This is a genomic window from Streptomyces sp. NPDC041713, from assembly GCF_055591085.1.
On sequence record NZ_JBVIZY010000006.1, the window covers coordinates 149,944 to 164,540 of the forward strand.

Annotated in this window: 12 protein-coding genes and 1 riboswitch; of the genes, 9 read left to right on the forward strand and 3 right to left on the reverse strand. The window is 72.9% G+C overall.

The genetic code is table 11. From position 1 onward, the window contains the following. Positions 1-22: 22 nt before the first annotated feature. The 4 genes from ACZ6CV_RS20130 (at position 23) to ACZ6CV_RS20145 (ending at position 4,857) form a co-directional block, all read left to right on the forward strand. The gene (locus ACZ6CV_RS20130) at positions 23-1,375 is read left to right on the forward strand and encodes a M16 family metallopeptidase (protein WP_469252114.1); all 1,353 of its coding nucleotides are present in this window, start codon (positions 23-25) and stop codon (positions 1,373-1,375) included. Then, the gene (locus tag ACZ6CV_RS20135) at positions 1,372-2,757 is read left to right on the forward strand and encodes a M16 family metallopeptidase (RefSeq protein WP_469252115.1); all 1,386 of its coding nucleotides are present in this window, start codon (positions 1,372-1,374) and stop codon (positions 2,755-2,757) included. Before ACZ6CV_RS20130 ends, ACZ6CV_RS20135 begins: the two co-directional genes overlap by 4 nt. A 199-nt stretch (positions 2,758-2,956) precedes the next feature. Then, positions 2,957-3,119: riboswitch (cyclic di-AMP (ydaO/yuaA leader) on the forward strand. Positions 3,120-3,131: 12 nt separating this feature from the next. Continuing rightward, positions 3,132-3,935, forward strand: coding sequence for a M23 family metallopeptidase (locus ACZ6CV_RS20140; protein WP_469252116.1), 804 nt, complete (start codon positions 3,132-3,134; stop codon positions 3,933-3,935). Positions 3,936-4,146: 211 nt separating this feature from the next. Continuing rightward, on the forward strand, positions 4,147-4,857 hold the full coding sequence (locus ACZ6CV_RS20145; protein WP_469252117.1) for a GntR family transcriptional regulator: 711 nt from the start codon (positions 4,147-4,149) through the stop codon (positions 4,855-4,857). 159 nt (positions 4,858-5,016) lie between these two features. Here ACZ6CV_RS20145 and ACZ6CV_RS20150 read toward each other — a convergent pair whose 3' ends face one another. Then, entirely contained in the window at positions 5,017-5,298 is a 282-nt protein-coding gene (locus ACZ6CV_RS20150) for an HPr family phosphocarrier protein (protein WP_003993478.1), read from the reverse strand. A gap of 155 nt (positions 5,299-5,453) precedes the next feature. Here ACZ6CV_RS20150 and ACZ6CV_RS20155 point away from each other — a divergent pair, with 155 nt between their 5' ends. From ACZ6CV_RS20155 to ACZ6CV_RS20170, 4 genes are all read left to right on the forward strand, one after another. Then, a complete protein-coding gene (locus ACZ6CV_RS20155; protein WP_469252118.1) occupies positions 5,454-8,321 on the forward strand; it encodes a bifunctional acetate--CoA ligase family protein/GNAT family N-acetyltransferase in 2,868 nt (955 codons plus the stop codon). A gap of 91 nt (positions 8,322-8,412) precedes the next feature. Next, positions 8,413-9,000, forward strand: coding sequence for a DUF5998 family protein (locus ACZ6CV_RS20160; RefSeq protein WP_362375845.1), 588 nt, complete (start codon positions 8,413-8,415; stop codon positions 8,998-9,000). After that, positions 9,000-10,187: an alkaline phosphatase family protein gene (locus ACZ6CV_RS20165; RefSeq protein ID WP_469252119.1), complete on the forward strand. Its 1,188-nt coding sequence runs from the start codon at positions 9,000-9,002 to the stop codon at positions 10,185-10,187. The genes ACZ6CV_RS20160 and ACZ6CV_RS20165 overlap by 1 nt, the downstream gene beginning before the upstream one ends. 49 nt (positions 10,188-10,236) lie before the next feature. Beyond that, positions 10,237-10,887, forward strand: a complete 651-nt coding sequence (locus tag ACZ6CV_RS20170) for a thymidine kinase (protein ID WP_469252120.1) — start codon at positions 10,237-10,239, stop codon at positions 10,885-10,887. Positions 10,888-11,011: 124 nt separating this feature from the next. On the opposite strand, the gene ACZ6CV_RS20175 is transcribed toward ACZ6CV_RS20170, so the two are convergent. Further along, complete coding sequence (locus tag ACZ6CV_RS20175; RefSeq protein ID WP_469252121.1) at positions 11,012-11,743, reverse strand: VOC family protein; 732 nt, start codon at positions 11,741-11,743, stop codon at positions 11,012-11,014. Between the two features lie 455 nt (positions 11,744-12,198). On the opposite strand from ACZ6CV_RS20175, the gene ACZ6CV_RS20180 reads away from it, so the two are divergent. Beyond that, on the forward strand, positions 12,199-13,026 hold the full coding sequence (locus ACZ6CV_RS20180; protein ID WP_469252122.1) for a sulfurtransferase: 828 nt from the start codon (positions 12,199-12,201) through the stop codon (positions 13,024-13,026). 91 nt (positions 13,027-13,117) lie between these two features. Here ACZ6CV_RS20180 and sepH read toward each other — a convergent pair whose 3' ends face one another. Further along, positions 13,118-14,224: a septation protein SepH gene (gene sepH / locus ACZ6CV_RS20185; RefSeq protein WP_362375833.1), complete on the reverse strand. Its 1,107-nt coding sequence runs from the start codon at positions 14,222-14,224 to the stop codon at positions 13,118-13,120. Between the last annotated feature and the right edge of the window lie 373 nt (positions 14,225-14,597).

The window sequence follows — 14,597 nt, forward strand, 5'->3', positions numbered from 1 at the left end:
TCCAGCGATCGAAGGGACGTACATGCCCATGGGTCACACGGCCACGGCCGAGGCCGGCTCCGGCGGCCTGACAGCGACCGAGCACCGGCTGGCCAACGGCCTGCGCGTGGTGCTCTCCGAGGACCACCTGACCCCGGTCGCCGCGGTCTGCCTCTGGTACGACGTCGGCTCACGCCACGAGGTCAAGGGGCTTACCGGCCTCGCCCACCTCTTCGAGCACCTGATGTTCCAGGGCTCGAAGCAGGTGCACGGCAACGGCCACTTCGAGCTGGTCCAGGGAGCGGGCGGTTCGCTCAACGGCACGACGAGCTTCGAGCGCACCAACTATTTCGAGACCATGCCCGCGCACCAGTTGGAGCTGGCCCTGTGGCTCGAGGCCGACCGGATGGGCTCGCTGCTCACCGCGCTCGACGAGCAGTCCATGGAGAACCAGCGCGACGTCGTCAAGAACGAGCGCCGCCAGCGCTACGACAACGTCCCGTACGGCACCGCCTTCGAACGGCTGACGGCCATGTCGTACCCCGAGGGCCACCCGTACCACCACACGCCGATCGGCTCCATGGCCGACCTGGACGCGGCCACCCTGGAGGACGCCCGCGCCTTCTTCCGTACGTTCTACGCGCCGAACAACGCCGTCCTGTCGGTCGTCGGCGACATCGACCCGGAGCAGACGCTCGCCTGGGTCGATAAGTACTTCGGTTCGATCCCGGGCCACGACGGCAAGCAGCCGCCGCGCGACGGCTCCCTGCCGGAGCGCATCGGCGAGGAGCTGCGCGAGGTCGTCGAGGAGGAGGTGCCGGCCCGTGCCCTGATGGCCGCCTACCGCCTCCCGGAGGACGGCACGCGCGCGTGCGACGCGGCCGACATCGCCCTCACCGTCCTCGGCAGCGGCGAGTCCTCCCGGCTCTACAACCGCCTGGTGCGCCATGACCGCACGGCGGTCGCCGCCGGGTTCGGCCTGCTGCGGCTCGCCGGCGCACCGTCGCTCGGCTGGCTGGACGTGAAGACGTCCGGCGACGTCGAGGTGCCCGTCATCGAGGCCGCCGTCGACGAGGAGCTCGCCCGGTTCGCCGCGGAGGGCCCCACTCCGGAGGAGATGGAGCGCGCCCAGGCACAGTTGGAGCGCGAGTGGCTCGACCGGCTCGGCACGGTCGCCGGCCGCGCCGACGAACTCTGCCGGTACGCCGTCCTGTTCGGCGACCCGCAGCTCGCCCTCACCGCCGTGCAGCGCGTCCTCGACGTCACCGCGGAGGAGGTCCAGGAGGTCGCCAAGGCCCGTCTGCGCCCGGACAACCGCGCGGTGCTCGTGTACGAGCCGACGACCCCGGCCGACGCGGACGAGGACGACGAGGAAGAAGAGGAGGCGGCGAAGTGACCGAGGCCGCGACCATGCAGTTCCACCCCCAGCCCCAGGCGGGCACGGCCAAGCCCTGGGCCTTCCCCGCTCCCCAGCGCGGCACCCTGCCCAACGGCCTCACCGTCCTGCGCTGCCACCGCCCCGGCCAGCAGGTGGTCGCCGTCGAGATCCACCTCGAAGCGCCCCTGGACGCCGAGCCCGAGGGCCTCGACGGCGTCGCCACGATCATGGCGAGGGCGTTCAACGAGGGCACCGACAAGCACTCCGCCGAGGAGTTCGCCGCCGAGCTCGACCGCTGCGGCGCGACCCTCGACGCGCACGCCGACCACCCGGGGGTCCGCGTCTCCCTGGAGGTCCCGGTCTCCCGGCTCCCCAAGGCGCTCGGCCTGCTCGCCGACGCGCTGCGGGCCCCGGCCTTCGCCGACAGCGAGATCGAACGGCTCGTACGCAACCGCCTGGACGAGATCCCGCACGAGGCCGCCAACCCCGCGCGGCGCGCCGCCAAGGAGCTCTCCCGGCAGCTCTTCCCGGCGACCTCGCGCATGTCGCGGCCGCGCCAGGGCACCGAGGAGACGGTCACCGCCATCGACTCGGCGGCGGTACGGGCCTTCTACGAGAAGCACGTCCGGCCCGCCACGGCCACCCTCGTCGTGGTCGGCGACCTGACCGGCACCGACCTGGACGCCGTCCTCGCGGACACCGTCGGTGCCTGGACCGGCTCCGCAGGCGAGCCACGCCCGGTGCCGCCGGTGACCGCCGACGACCGCGGCCGCGTCGTCATCGTGGACCGCCCCGGCGCGGTCCAGACGCAGCTGCTGATCGGCCGCATCGGCCCCGACCGGCACGACCGCGTCTGGCCCGCCCAGGTGCTCGGCACGTACTGCCTGGGCGGCACCCTCACCTCCCGCTTGGACCGCGTCCTGCGCGAGGAGAAGGGATACACCTACGGCGTCAGGGCGTTCGGCCAGGTGCTGCGTTCGGCGCCGGACGGCACGGGCGCCGCGATGCTCGCCATCAGCGGCTCCGTGGACACCCCGAACACCGGCCCGGCGCTCGACGACCTCTGGAAGGTGCTGCGCACCCTCGCCGCCGACGGGCTCACCGACGCCGAGCGCGACGTCGCCGTGCAGAACCTGGTGGGCGTCGCCCCGCTCAAGTACGAGATGGCGGCCTCCGTCGCGGCCACCCTCGCCGACCAGGTCGAGCAGAACCTGCCGGACGACTTCCAGGCGCAGCTGTACCGGCAGCTGGCGGCCACCGGCACCGTGGAGGCCACCGCGGCCGTCGTGAACGCCTTCCCGGAGGACCGGCTGGTGACGGTCCTCGTCGGGGACGCCGCGCAGATCGAGGAGCCCGTCAGGGCCCTCGGGATCGGTGACGTGAGTGTGGTCACCGGCTGAGTGACCGTCAGGCCGGACAAATGAGCCCCTGGTGACCGCTTCGGGCGCCAGGGTCCTCATATGTCCGGATTCATACGGAGGTTGCCCGTCTGCCCTGTGGCGTGCGCTACAAAAGTCGAGTTCTGTTTGTCGATTGAAAGTGCGCCCGCTTAGCGTCGGTCCGGCTGTTCGTCGCGCAGTACGCCGCACCCGCGGCACCGGACAGTCATCGCCGAGTCCCCGTACGGCGCGAGCCAGGGGAGCCGGGGACCCACATGTCCCCTGGGGTGAATCGGGCACCTTGCCGCGAGGCGAGGAACCCGTAGGAGACCTTCCTGCTCCGAACCCGTCAGCTAACCCGGTAGGCGAGAGGGAAGGAAAGGATCAGCCGCTTCATGGCGTTCACCCGTGCCACCGGGAAGCACCGTCGTCCGAGCCGCCTCACGCGTACCACCGCGAACGTCGCGGGCGTCGCAGCGCTCACCACCACCGGTGTCATCGGAGGCCTCGCCGGTCCGGCGCTCGCCGCCGCCGATGACGCGGCCCTCGAGCACACCGGCTTCACCCAGGCCATCTCCGTCGGCGACTCGCTCGCCGAGAACATCGACGCGCAGGCGGCCGCCCAGCGCCAGGCCGCCGACGACGCCGCTGCCGCCCAGAAGGCCGAAGAGGCCGCCAAGAAGAAGGCCGCCGAGGAGAAGCGCAAGGCCGAGGCCGAGGCCAAGGCGAAGGCCGAGAAGGAGCGCGAGGCCAAGGAGCGCGCAGCCCGCGCGGCCGAGCGCAAGCGCCTGAACAGCTACGTCTCCCCGATCTCCGGCTCGTACGTCTCCACGGGCTACCAGACCGGCGGCGCCATGTGGTCCTCCGGCAGCCACACCGGCATCGACTTCCACGCCGCGTCCGGCACCTCGGTCCACGCGGTCGGCGCCGGCACCGTCGTCGAGGCCGGCTGGGGCGGTGCCTACGGCAACAACGTGGTCATCAAGATGAACGACGGCACGTACACCCAGTACGGCCACATGTCCTCCCTCGGTGTCTCCGTCGGCCAGACGGTCACCCCGGGCCAGCAGATAGGCATCTCCGGCGCCACCGGCAACGCCAGCGGCCCGCACCTGCACTTCGAGGCCCGCACCGGCCCGGACTACGGCTCGGACATCGACCCCATCGCGTACCTGCGCGGACACGGCGTCAACGTCTGACGGACGCGAACCCCGCAGCATCGCTTCGAAAGCCCCGGCTCCTGATGAGCCGGGGCTTTCGCGTTGCCGTGTCGGCGCCTCGTCCCGCGGTGGCCAAAAGATATCCATGAATTCCCGGACGCCATCGGAAATCGCGGCACTCTGCAATAGAGTCACCGGACGAGCGTCGGGTCGACCGCCTGACGCGGGGAATTCAATGGAGGTCCGGTCAGTGGGCGGAGGTCCGGTCACGCGCATTCCGGCGCACTCGGTCAGCACGGCCATCCGGGACGACATCGTCGCCGGAGTCCACGCGCGGGGCGGCCGGCTCACCGAGGAGCTCCTCGCGCGCCGCTACGGCGTCTCGCGCGTCCCCGTGCGCGAGGCGCTGCGCACCTTGGAGGCCGAGGGTTTCGTCGTCACGCGCAGGCACGCGGGCGCGTGCGTCGCGGAACCGACGGAGCAGGAGGCCGCGGATCTCCTGGAGATGCGGACGCTGCTCGAACCGCTCGCCGCGGCACGCGCCGCACAGCGCCGCGACGACGCGCACCTGAAGGTTCTGCGCGGACTCGTCCGGCTGGGCCAGGAGCGCGCCAGGAGCGGCCTGGGGGAGGATCTGCGGCCCTTGGGCGGCTGGTTCCACGAGACGCTCGCCCAGGCGTCCGCGAGCCCCGGCCTCGGCGCGCTGCTCACCCAGCTCCGCCACAAGGTCGCCTGGATGTACGTGGCGGAGTCCCCGGCGGCGCCGGCCGAGACGTGGTCCGAACACGCCGCGATCCTCGACGCGGTGGCCCGCAGGGACGTGGAGCGGGCCAGAGCCGTCGCCGCCGCGCACGCCGAGCGGACGGCGGTCGCCCAACGGCTGCGTCCCGCGCGGCGGGCCGGGCGCGGCGGTGTGAGGGATCCGCAACATGCCGTCAACACGGTGGGCCTCCGGAATTAACGGAGGAGCCGTATAAAAAGAGGACCCTTATGAAAGAGGGGGCCGAGTGAGAAAGCAGGAATTCCGGGGGCTGCCTTTTCGGCGTAAGGCTTGAAAAACGTCGAAGGGGTCACCCGGAATACTCCGGGTGACCCCTTCGGCGTTTTTCGGAAACGCGTCCTAGACCGTCTCCGGAAGCTCCTCGAGCCCCTCCGAGACGAGCTTCGCCAGCCGGTCGAGGGCGGCGTCGGCACCCTCGGCGTCGGAGGCGAGCACGATCTCCTCGCCGCCCTGGGCGCCCAGGCCGAGCACCGCGAGCATCGACGCGGCGTTGACCGGGTTGCCGTCGGCCTTGGCGATCGTCACGGGAACGCCCGCGGCCGTGGCCGCGCGGACGAAGATGGAGGCGGGTCGGGCGTGAAGGCCCTCGGCCCAGCCGACGTTGACGCGGCGCTCAGCCATGTGTTGCTGCCCTTCCAGGTGTCTCACACTTGTCTAGACCAGTGTCTCATGCCGTCACGGGTGCTCTGTCGGACATACGTCCTGGTCCCGGTGGCCGTTCGACCCGTCCTAGCCTGCCCCGGCCAGGGCGGCCGCGCGACCCGTACCCTGGCCCCATGCAGACCGCGTCGGATCGGCAGGATCGGCACGACTACCCCGCCCACTGGGAAGCCGATGTGGTGCTGCGTGACGGAGGGACCGCCCGGATCAGGCCCATCACGGCCGAGGACGCGGACCGCCTGGTCAGCTTCTACGAACAGGTGTCGGACGAGTCGAAGTACTACCGCTTCTTCGCGCCCTACCCACGGCTGTCCGCCAAGGACGTCCATCGTTTCACCCACCACGACCAGGTCGACCGGGTGGGGCTCGCGGTCACGGTGGGCGGCGAGTTCATCGCGACCGTGCGCTACGACCGCATCGACGAGCGCGGCATGGCCGCCAGCGCGCCCGCCGACGAGGCCGAGGTCGCCTTCCTCGTGCAGGACGCCCACCAGGGCCGCGGTGTGGCCTCCGCGCTCCTGGAACACATCGCCGCCGTCGCCAGGGAGCGCGGCATCCGCCGCTTCGCCGCCGAGGTGCTGCCCGCCAACACCAAGATGATCAAGGTGTTCACCGACGCCGGCTACCAGCAGAAGCGCAGCTTCGAGGACGGCGTCGTCCGTCTCGAGTTCGACCTGGAGCCCACCGACCGCTCGCTCGCCGTGCAGCGCGCCCGTGAGCAGCGTGCCGAGGGCCGCTCCGTGCAGCGCCTCCTGACGCCCGGCTCGGTGGCGGTGATCGGCGCGGGGCGGGCCGCGGGCGGCGTGGGCCGCAGCGTGCTGCGCAACCTCAGGGACTCCGGCTTCACCGGGCGGCTCTCCGCGGTGAACAGCGCGTACGACGAGGAGACCGACGGCCCGGACATCGACGGGGTGACGGCGTACCGCTCCGTCGCGGCCATCGAGGAGCCCGTCGACCTCGCGGTGATCGCCGTCCCCGCCGACCGGGTGCCCCAAGTCGTCGCCGAGTGCGGCGAGCGGGGCGTGCAGGGCCTCGTGGTGCTCTCCGCCGGGTACGGCGAGAGCGGCCCCGAGGGGCGCGAGCGACAGCGCGAACTGGTCCGCCAGGCCCGGTCCTACGGGATGCGGATCATCGGCCCGAACGCCTTCGGGGTCATCAACACCGCCCCCCGGGCACGGCTCAACGCCTCGCTGGCCCCGCAGTCGCCCGCGCGCGGGCGGATCGGCCTGTTCACCCAGTCCGGCGCGATCGGCATCGCCCTGCTGTCCGGACTGCACCGGAGGGGCGCGGGGCTCTCCACCTTCGTCGGGTCCGGCAACCGCGCGGACGTGTCCGGCAACGACCTCCTCCAGTACTGGTACGAGGATCCGGACACCGACGTGACGCTGATGTACCTGGAGACCATCGGCAACCCGCGCAAGTTCACCCGGCTCGCGCGGCGTTCGGCGACCACCAAGCCGCTCGTCGTGGTCCAGGGCGCCCGGCACAGCGGCATCGCGCCGACCGGCCATGCCGTGCAGGCCACCCGGCTGCCGCACGCCACGGTCTCGGCGCTGCTGCGCCAGGCCGGCGTCATCCGCGTCGACACCGTCACCGAGATGGTCGACGCGGGGCTGCTGCTCGCGGGCCAGCCGCTGCCGTCCGGGCCCCGGGTCGGCATCCTCGGCAACTCCGAGTCGCTCGGCCTGCTCACGTACGACGCGTGCATCGCCGACGGACTGCGGCCGCTGCCGCCCCGCGACCTCACGACCGGCGCCGTCCCGGCCGACTTCCGCGCGGCGCTCGCCGAGGCGCTCTCGGACGACGGCTGTGACGCGGTGATCGTCAACGCGATCCCCTGGGTGGGCGAGGACGGGGCGACCACCGACCCCGAGACGCTGGCCACGGAGCTGCGGGCGGCCGCCGCGGGGTGCCCCGCCAAGCCGGTCGCCGTGGTCCACGTGGAGCTCGGCGGTCTCGCGGAGGCGCTGGCGGTCGCCACCAGCACCCGGCCGGACGCGCCCGCCCCCGTACCCGCGACGCCCCCCGCCGGCCCTGCGGCAGCTCCCGCAGCCCAGCCCACGCAACCCGCGGACCCCGCCGAATCCACCGAGCCCGCCGAACCCACCGACCAGTACCGCATCCCCGCCTACCCCGCCGCCGAGCGCGCCGTCCGGGCCCTCTCCGAAGCGGTCAAGTACGCGCAGTGGCGGCGCGAGGCCGACGAGCCGGGGCGGGTGCACGAGTACGACGACATCGACGAGAGCGGGGCCGCGGCGCGCATCGAGGAGCTGCTCGCCAAGGACGGCGACCCGCGCGGCGCCACCCTCGCCCCGGACGACGCCCACGAGCTGCTCGCGCGGTACGGCATCCACGTACGGCAGGCGCTGCCCGCGCCCGATCCGGACGCGGCGGTGGCGGCCGCGCGGGCGATCGGCTATCCCGTCGCCCTGAAGACCACCGCCCCGCACCTGCGGCACCGCGCGGACCTCGGCGGGGTCCGCCTCGACCTGACCGGTGAGGAACAACTGCGCCGGGCGTACCAGGAGTTGACGGACCTCTTCGGAGGGCCCGCCGAGCTGCGCCCCGTGGTGCAGGGAATGGTGCCGCGCGGTGTGGACACCGTGGTCCGCGCGGTGATCGATCCGGCGGCGGGCGCGGTGCTCTCCTTCGGCCTCGCGGGCGCCGCATCCGAGCTGCTGGGCGACACCGCGCACCGCCTCGTCCCGGTCACCGACCGCGAGGCGAACTCCCTGGTCCGATCCATCCGGACCGCGCCGCTCCTGTTCGGCTGGCGCGGCTCCGCGCCCGTCGACACCCCGGCCCTCGAAGAGCTGCTGCAGCGGGTGTCCCGGCTCGTCGACGACCACCCGGAGGTGGTCGGGGTCTCCCTGGAGCCCGTGGTCGTCGCCCAGCGCGGCCTCTCCGTGCTCGGCGCCTCCGTACGGCTCGCGCCGCCGCCCGCCCGCGACGACCTCGGCCCGCGCACCCTTCCGGGGTACTGAGCCGCCCTTTCCGGGCACCGGAGCGTCCGGCTCCCCGCCGAGGCGGCCACGGGGCACCGTGCGCCCCGCACCGGGCCGTAGGATGGACGGCATGGCAAAGACCGGTACGACGACCCAGGGGCTGCGCGCGGCGATCGAGCGCAGCGGCTACTACCCGGCCCTCGTGGCCGAGGCGGTGGAGGCCGCGATCGGCGGCGAGGCCATCGGGTCCTACCTGGTCCACCAGGAGACGACGTTCGACGCCAACGAAGTGCGCCGGCACGTCACCGTCCTCGTCCTGACCGGCACGCGCTTCATCGTCAGCCACACCGACGAGCAGGCGGCGGACAGCACCTCCCCGACGCCGTACGCGACCACCTCCACCGAGTCGGTCAAGATCGGCCGCATCTCCTCGGTCGTGGTCAGCCGCGTCGTCGCCAACCCGGAGAAGTACGTGCCGGGGACGCCGCCGCGCGAGGTCGTCCTGACCATCGGCTGGGGCGCGGTGTCCCGCATCGACCTGGAGCCCGCGGCCTGCGGTGACCCCAACTGCGAGGCGGACCACGGCTACACGGGCAGCTCGACCGCCGACGACCTCAGCCTGCGCGTCAGCGAGGCGGGCGACGGCCCCGACGCCGTGCGGCAGACCCTCGCCTTCGCCCAGGCGCTGTCCGAGGCGACCGCGGACACCGCCCGCTGATGTCCCTGCCTGCCTGGGACGACGTACAACCGCTCGCCCTCGACACCGCCCCGGTGCCCGCGTACGGCGCGGGCTCGCTGGCCGACCTGCTGCCCACCCTCGTCGCCCACCAGGGCGTCGACGGCTTCGCGCCCGTCATCCCCGAGCTCGCCCCGGCCGACCGGAACTGCGTCTTCCTGATCGACGGCCTCGGCTGGGAGCAGCTCAAGGCGCACCCGGACGAGGCGCCCTTCCTGAGCTCGCTCCTGCAGAGCTCGCGGGGCGGCACCGGCCGGCCCCTGACCGCGGGGTTCCCCGCCACCACGGCGACCTCGCTGGCCTCGGTCGGCACGGGACTGCCGCCCGGCGCGCACGGCCTGCCCGGCTACACCGTCCGCGACCCCGGCACCGGCGAGCTGATGAACCAGCTCCGCTGGAACCCGTGGACGGACCCGCACGCCTGGCAGCCCTACCCCACGGTCTTCCAGCGGGCCCACGACGCCGGCGTGCACACCGCGCAGGTCTCCTCCCCGACCTTCGAGCACACACCGCTCACCAAGGTCGCGCTGAGCGGCGGCACCTTCCGTGGCCGGCTCTCGGGGGAGGACCGCATGGACCTCGCCGCGCGGCAACTGGCCGCCGGGGACCGGTCGTTGGTCTACACGTACTACGCGGAAGTGGACGGCAAGGGACACCGCTTCGGCGTCGACTCCGACGCCTGGCGCGGTCAGCTCATGTACGTCGACCGGCTGGCCCAGCGCCTCGCCGAGCAACTGCCGCCGCGCAGTGCCCTGTACGTCACCGCGGACCACGGCATGATCGACATTCCGTTCGACGAGCGGTCCCGCATCGACTTCGACGAGGACTGGGAGCTGCGCGCCGGTGTCGCCCTCCTCGGCGGCGAGGGCCGTGCCCGGCACGTCTACGCGGTGCCGGGTGCCGAGAACGACGTCCTGACGGTCTGGCGCGAGGTGCTCGGCGAGCAGTTCTGGGTGGCCTCCCGCGACGAGGCCATCGAGGCGGGCTGGTTCGGTCCACACATTGATCAACGTGTGTACGGGCGTCTCGGCGACATCATCGTGGCCGCCCACGACGACGCCGCGATCATCGCCACGGAGCGCGAGCCCAACGAGTCGGCCCTGGTCGGCATGCACGGCTCCATGACCCCCGTCGAGCAGCTCGTCCCGCTGCTCGAAGTACGTTCCTGACCGCCGCCCTCCCTTGCCCCGCACTCCGTTGAAAGGCCCGCAACTTCGCATGTCCGAGCTGGTGTTCTTCTCCGGGACGATGGACTGCGGAAAGTCGACCCTGGCCCTGCAGATCGTCCACAACCGGTCCGCTCGTGGACTCCAGGGCCTGATCTTCGCCCGGGACGACCGCGCGGGGGAGGGCAAGCTGTCGTCGCGTCTCGGCCTGGTGACGGACGCGGTGGAGGCGCGGCCCGGCCTCGATCTGTACGGCCGTGTGGTGAGGGAGCTGTCGCAGGGCGGCCGGGTCGACTACGTGATCGTGGACGAGGCGCAGTTCCTGGCCCCGGAGCAGATCGACCAGCTGGCGCGCGTGGTGGACGACCTCGACCTCGACGTGTTCGCCTTCGGCATCACCACGGACTTCCGCACCAAGCTGTTCCCCGGCGCCCAGCGCCTGATCGAACTGGCGGACCGCCTGGAGACGTTGCAGGTCGAGGCGATGTGCTGGTGCGGGGCGCGGGCCACGCACAACGCCCGTACGGTGGACGGGCAGATGGTGGTCGAGGGCGAGCAGGTCGTCGTCGGGGACGTCGACCGGTCGGCCGAGGAGGTCGGCTACGAGGTGCTGTGCCGACGCCACCACCGCAACCGGATGACGAGCGCGACGGCCCGCGCGGCGGCGCTCTCCCCGGACGTCCTGCCCATCGCCTCCGCCTGACGACGGCACGCCGGACGCGTACATCTGCATGTACGGGTACATGTACGCGTACACATGTACATCGCGTACACATGAACATCGCGGTTCACCTGCGTACGCGTCCGGCTGGCGACGCCTCAGGTGATCAGTCCGCGTCGGCGGTGTGCACGACGGAGAACACCGCGCCCTCCGGGTCCGCCACCGTCGCCGTCCTGCCGTGATCGCCGTCGCTCGGCGGCTCGACGACGTGGCCGCCGAGCTCCACCACCCGCTCGACCGCCTCGTCCACGTCGGCGACCTCGAAGTGCGTCATCCAGTGCGGGCCCCGGTCGCGCGGCAGAGCCTGGCCCAGACCGTGCACGGAGGCCACCGGGCGGCCCCCCACGCACATCGTCGCGTGGTCGGCGCCGGAGCCCGCCGAGACGACGGCCTCGTCCGTGCCGAACACGGACTGGTAGAACTTGAGCACGCTCGCGGTCTCCCGGGTCAGCAGCTCGTTCCAGACCGGCGTGCCGGGCCTGCCGAACACCGCCGTGCCCAGGTGGGCCACGGCCTGCCAGACACCGAAGACGGCCCCCGCCGGGTCGGAGGCGATGGCCAGCCGCCCGGCATCCTCGCCCGCGTCGAGCGGACCGACGCCGACCGTGCCGCCGCAGTGCCGCACCGCGTCGGCCGTGGCGTCCGCGTCGTCCGACGCCAGGTACGTCGTCCAGGCGATGGGCAGATGACGGTCGGCCGGCAGCCGGCCGATGCCCGCCACCTCACGGCCGTCGAGAAACGCCCGCACATACGGCCCGAGCTGCTCCGGGCCCGGCCGGAAATCCCAGCCGAAGAGAGCTCCGTAGAACTCCTGAGTCGCGGTCAGGTCGTGCGTCATCAGGCTCACCCAGCAGGGCGTGCCCGGCCTGCGCCGACCGGTCCCCGCGCCCTCGCGCCGCGCCTTCCCCAAGGACTGCGACCAGTCCTCACCAGGGGGGACCCCATTCGCCCGCGCCTCGGTCATCGTCACCCTCTCCTCGGCCGTCGTGACGGCCGGTCAGCTACCACTCTCGACTGCGCACACGACCGCCGCACGATCGCCGCGCGTACCCGCGCCCGTGCTGATGCTCGCACCGCCTTCCACACCTTGCGTCCCGGCCGCGCCGCGCTGTCCGGCTTCCCGCGGAAGATGCCCGATTTCCGGTTGCTCATCCGTGACCGCGCGAGGACCGGGAGATGTTCATCGGGCGTACAGGGTGTGCATGGTTCCGTACGCCCCGTGTTCGGTGTGGTCCGGGCGGCAGGGTAGCCGGACCTTGGCGACACGACCACCCCGTACGCAAGGATGGGCCCATGAATCCCATCATCTCCGCATCCCAACTCGCGGGCGAGCTGGCGGGCCAGAACCCGCCGGTCCTTCTCGACGTCCGCTGGCAGCACCAGGGCTCCCAGCGCTCCGCCTACGCGGAGGGGCACATTCCGTCCGCCGTCTTCATCGATCTGGACGCCGACCTGGCGGGTGCCGCGGGCGCGGCCGGCCGGCACCCCCTGCCGGACCTGGGCCGGTTCGGCGCCGTGCTGCGCGCGGCGGGGGTCTCGGCGGACCGCGACGTCGTCGTGTACGACGGTGGCCAGAACTGGGCGGCGGCGCGCCTGTGGTGGATGCTGCGCTGGACGGGGCACACGTCCGTGCGCGTCCTGGACGGCGGCCTCGCCCTGTGGACCGGCCCACTGGAGCAGGGGCCCGGCGAGACCCCCGCCGAGGGCACCTTCGAGCCGGAGCCGAACAGCACCGACCTCCTGGACGCGGACTCGGCCGCGGCCCTGGCCCGTTCCGGCCTGCTCCTGGACGCCCGCGCGGGCGAGCGCTACCGCGGCGAGGTCGAGCCGATCGACAGCGTCGCCGGGCACATCCCGGGTGCGGTGTCGGCGCCGACCACGGAGAACGTCGAGGAGGACGGCCGCTTCAAGCCCGCCGCCGAACTCGCCGACCGCTTCAAGGCGCTGGGCGCGTCCGGCACGTCGGAGATCGGCGTCTACTGCGGCTCCGGCGTCTCGGGCGCCCACGAGGTGCTCGCGCTCGCGGTGGCCGGTATCCCGGCCTCGCTCTACGTCGGCTCCTGGTCGGAGTGGTCGGCCGACTCCTCGCGTCCCGTGGCGACGGGCCCGGACCCGCGGTAGCGCCAGCGGCGCGCAGGCGCACATTGCAGAGGGGCCCCACCGCGTCGGTGGGGCCCCTCTGCGCAGCGGGCCGCTCAGGCCGGCTGCTCGGCTACTCCTGCTTCTTGCGGCGCGTGCCGAAGACGATCTCGTCCCAACTGGGCACCGCCGCACGGCGTCCCGGCCGCACGCCGTCGGCCTCGGCCTGTCGGTCCGTGGAGCCGACCAGGCGGTCACGGTGGCTGGCCACCGAACGCGGCATCAGCACGTCCGCGTAGGCCGCACCGGCGCCCGCCGATGCCGCGGGCGGCTCCTCGGCGTCCGGCTCCTGCTCGTCGGGCTCCTCCTGGGCGGCCGGCGGCAGTTCCGTGGTGGTGGCGGCCGTCGGGCGCTCGGGCACGACCATGTCGCCGCGGAAGCTCGGCACCGCCTCCAGAAGGCTGGTCAGCGAGTCGCGTTCCTGCTCGGCGACCGCGGAGCCCGCGCCGGTGGCACCCTCCTCCGGCGGATCGGCCGGCGGGGCGGGGATGCTCGGGCGCTCCAACTGGCGTTCGAGGGCGCGGTCGAGCGGCCGGTCCGCCGGGCGGTCCCGGGGCAGCCGGGCGATGCGCGGCACGAACGGGAAGCTGGGCTCGGGCGCGGAGATGTCGTCCGTCTCGCCGATCAGCGAACGGGCCTCGTCGTCCACGGCCTGGACGAGCCGCCGGGGCGGGTCGTACGTCCAGCTCGCGGAGTGCGGCTCCGTCGCGACGCGGTAGACGAGCAGGACCTCCCAGGTGCCGTCGTCGCGGCGCCAGGAGTCCCACTGGACGGTGTCCTTGTCGACGCCCCGCATCATCAGGCGCTCCTGCACGGCCTCGCCGAGCTGGGGTCCGGTGTTCTCGCCGGGGCGGCGGACGGGGGTCTTCCTGGCGCGCTCCGCCATGAAGGCGCGCTCCGCGAGGACGGGTCCTTCGAAGCGGCGGACGCGATCGACGGGGATGCCGGCGAACTGGGCCACTTCTTCCGCGCTGGCGCCGGCACGTATCCGTGCCTGGATGTCGCGCGGGCGGAGGTGGCTCTCCACCTCGATCTCGATCTGTCCGAGTCGGGGCCGGTCGCCGCGGACGGCCGCACGCAGCCGCTCGTCGATCGGAAGCGTGTACTCCGTGCTGTCCGCAGCCTTCAGCACCAGCCGTGTGCCGTCGTTGCTGACGGCCACGACACGCAGTTCGGGCATGGGGACCTCCCGGGTGGTGCCTGCCGACGTCACGTGCGTCGCTGCTTCCGCTAGTCGAGTGTGGCCTGCCCGGGTGCAGCCTGCCACAACCTTGCCGAGTTGCCCGGCGTGTCGGGCATGGGCCCTGGATCGCCGTTATGGCACGGTTACCTTTTTCGCAACGCTAAGTGACGAGGTTCGTCACCCTGTGCAGCGAGCCCCCCACCCGGCGGTCCTGGAAGGCCCCGGGCACCCTGGCGGGAGACCGGACCCAGGGCTCGCAACAGTACTCCATTCGGGCCATGTGGGTGGACCGCCGCGCCGCCGAACTTCTCGTACCGGACGGGAGTTGGCCCCCGCCTCCGCTGTGCCGCGCCCGCGCGCGGGTGGCGCA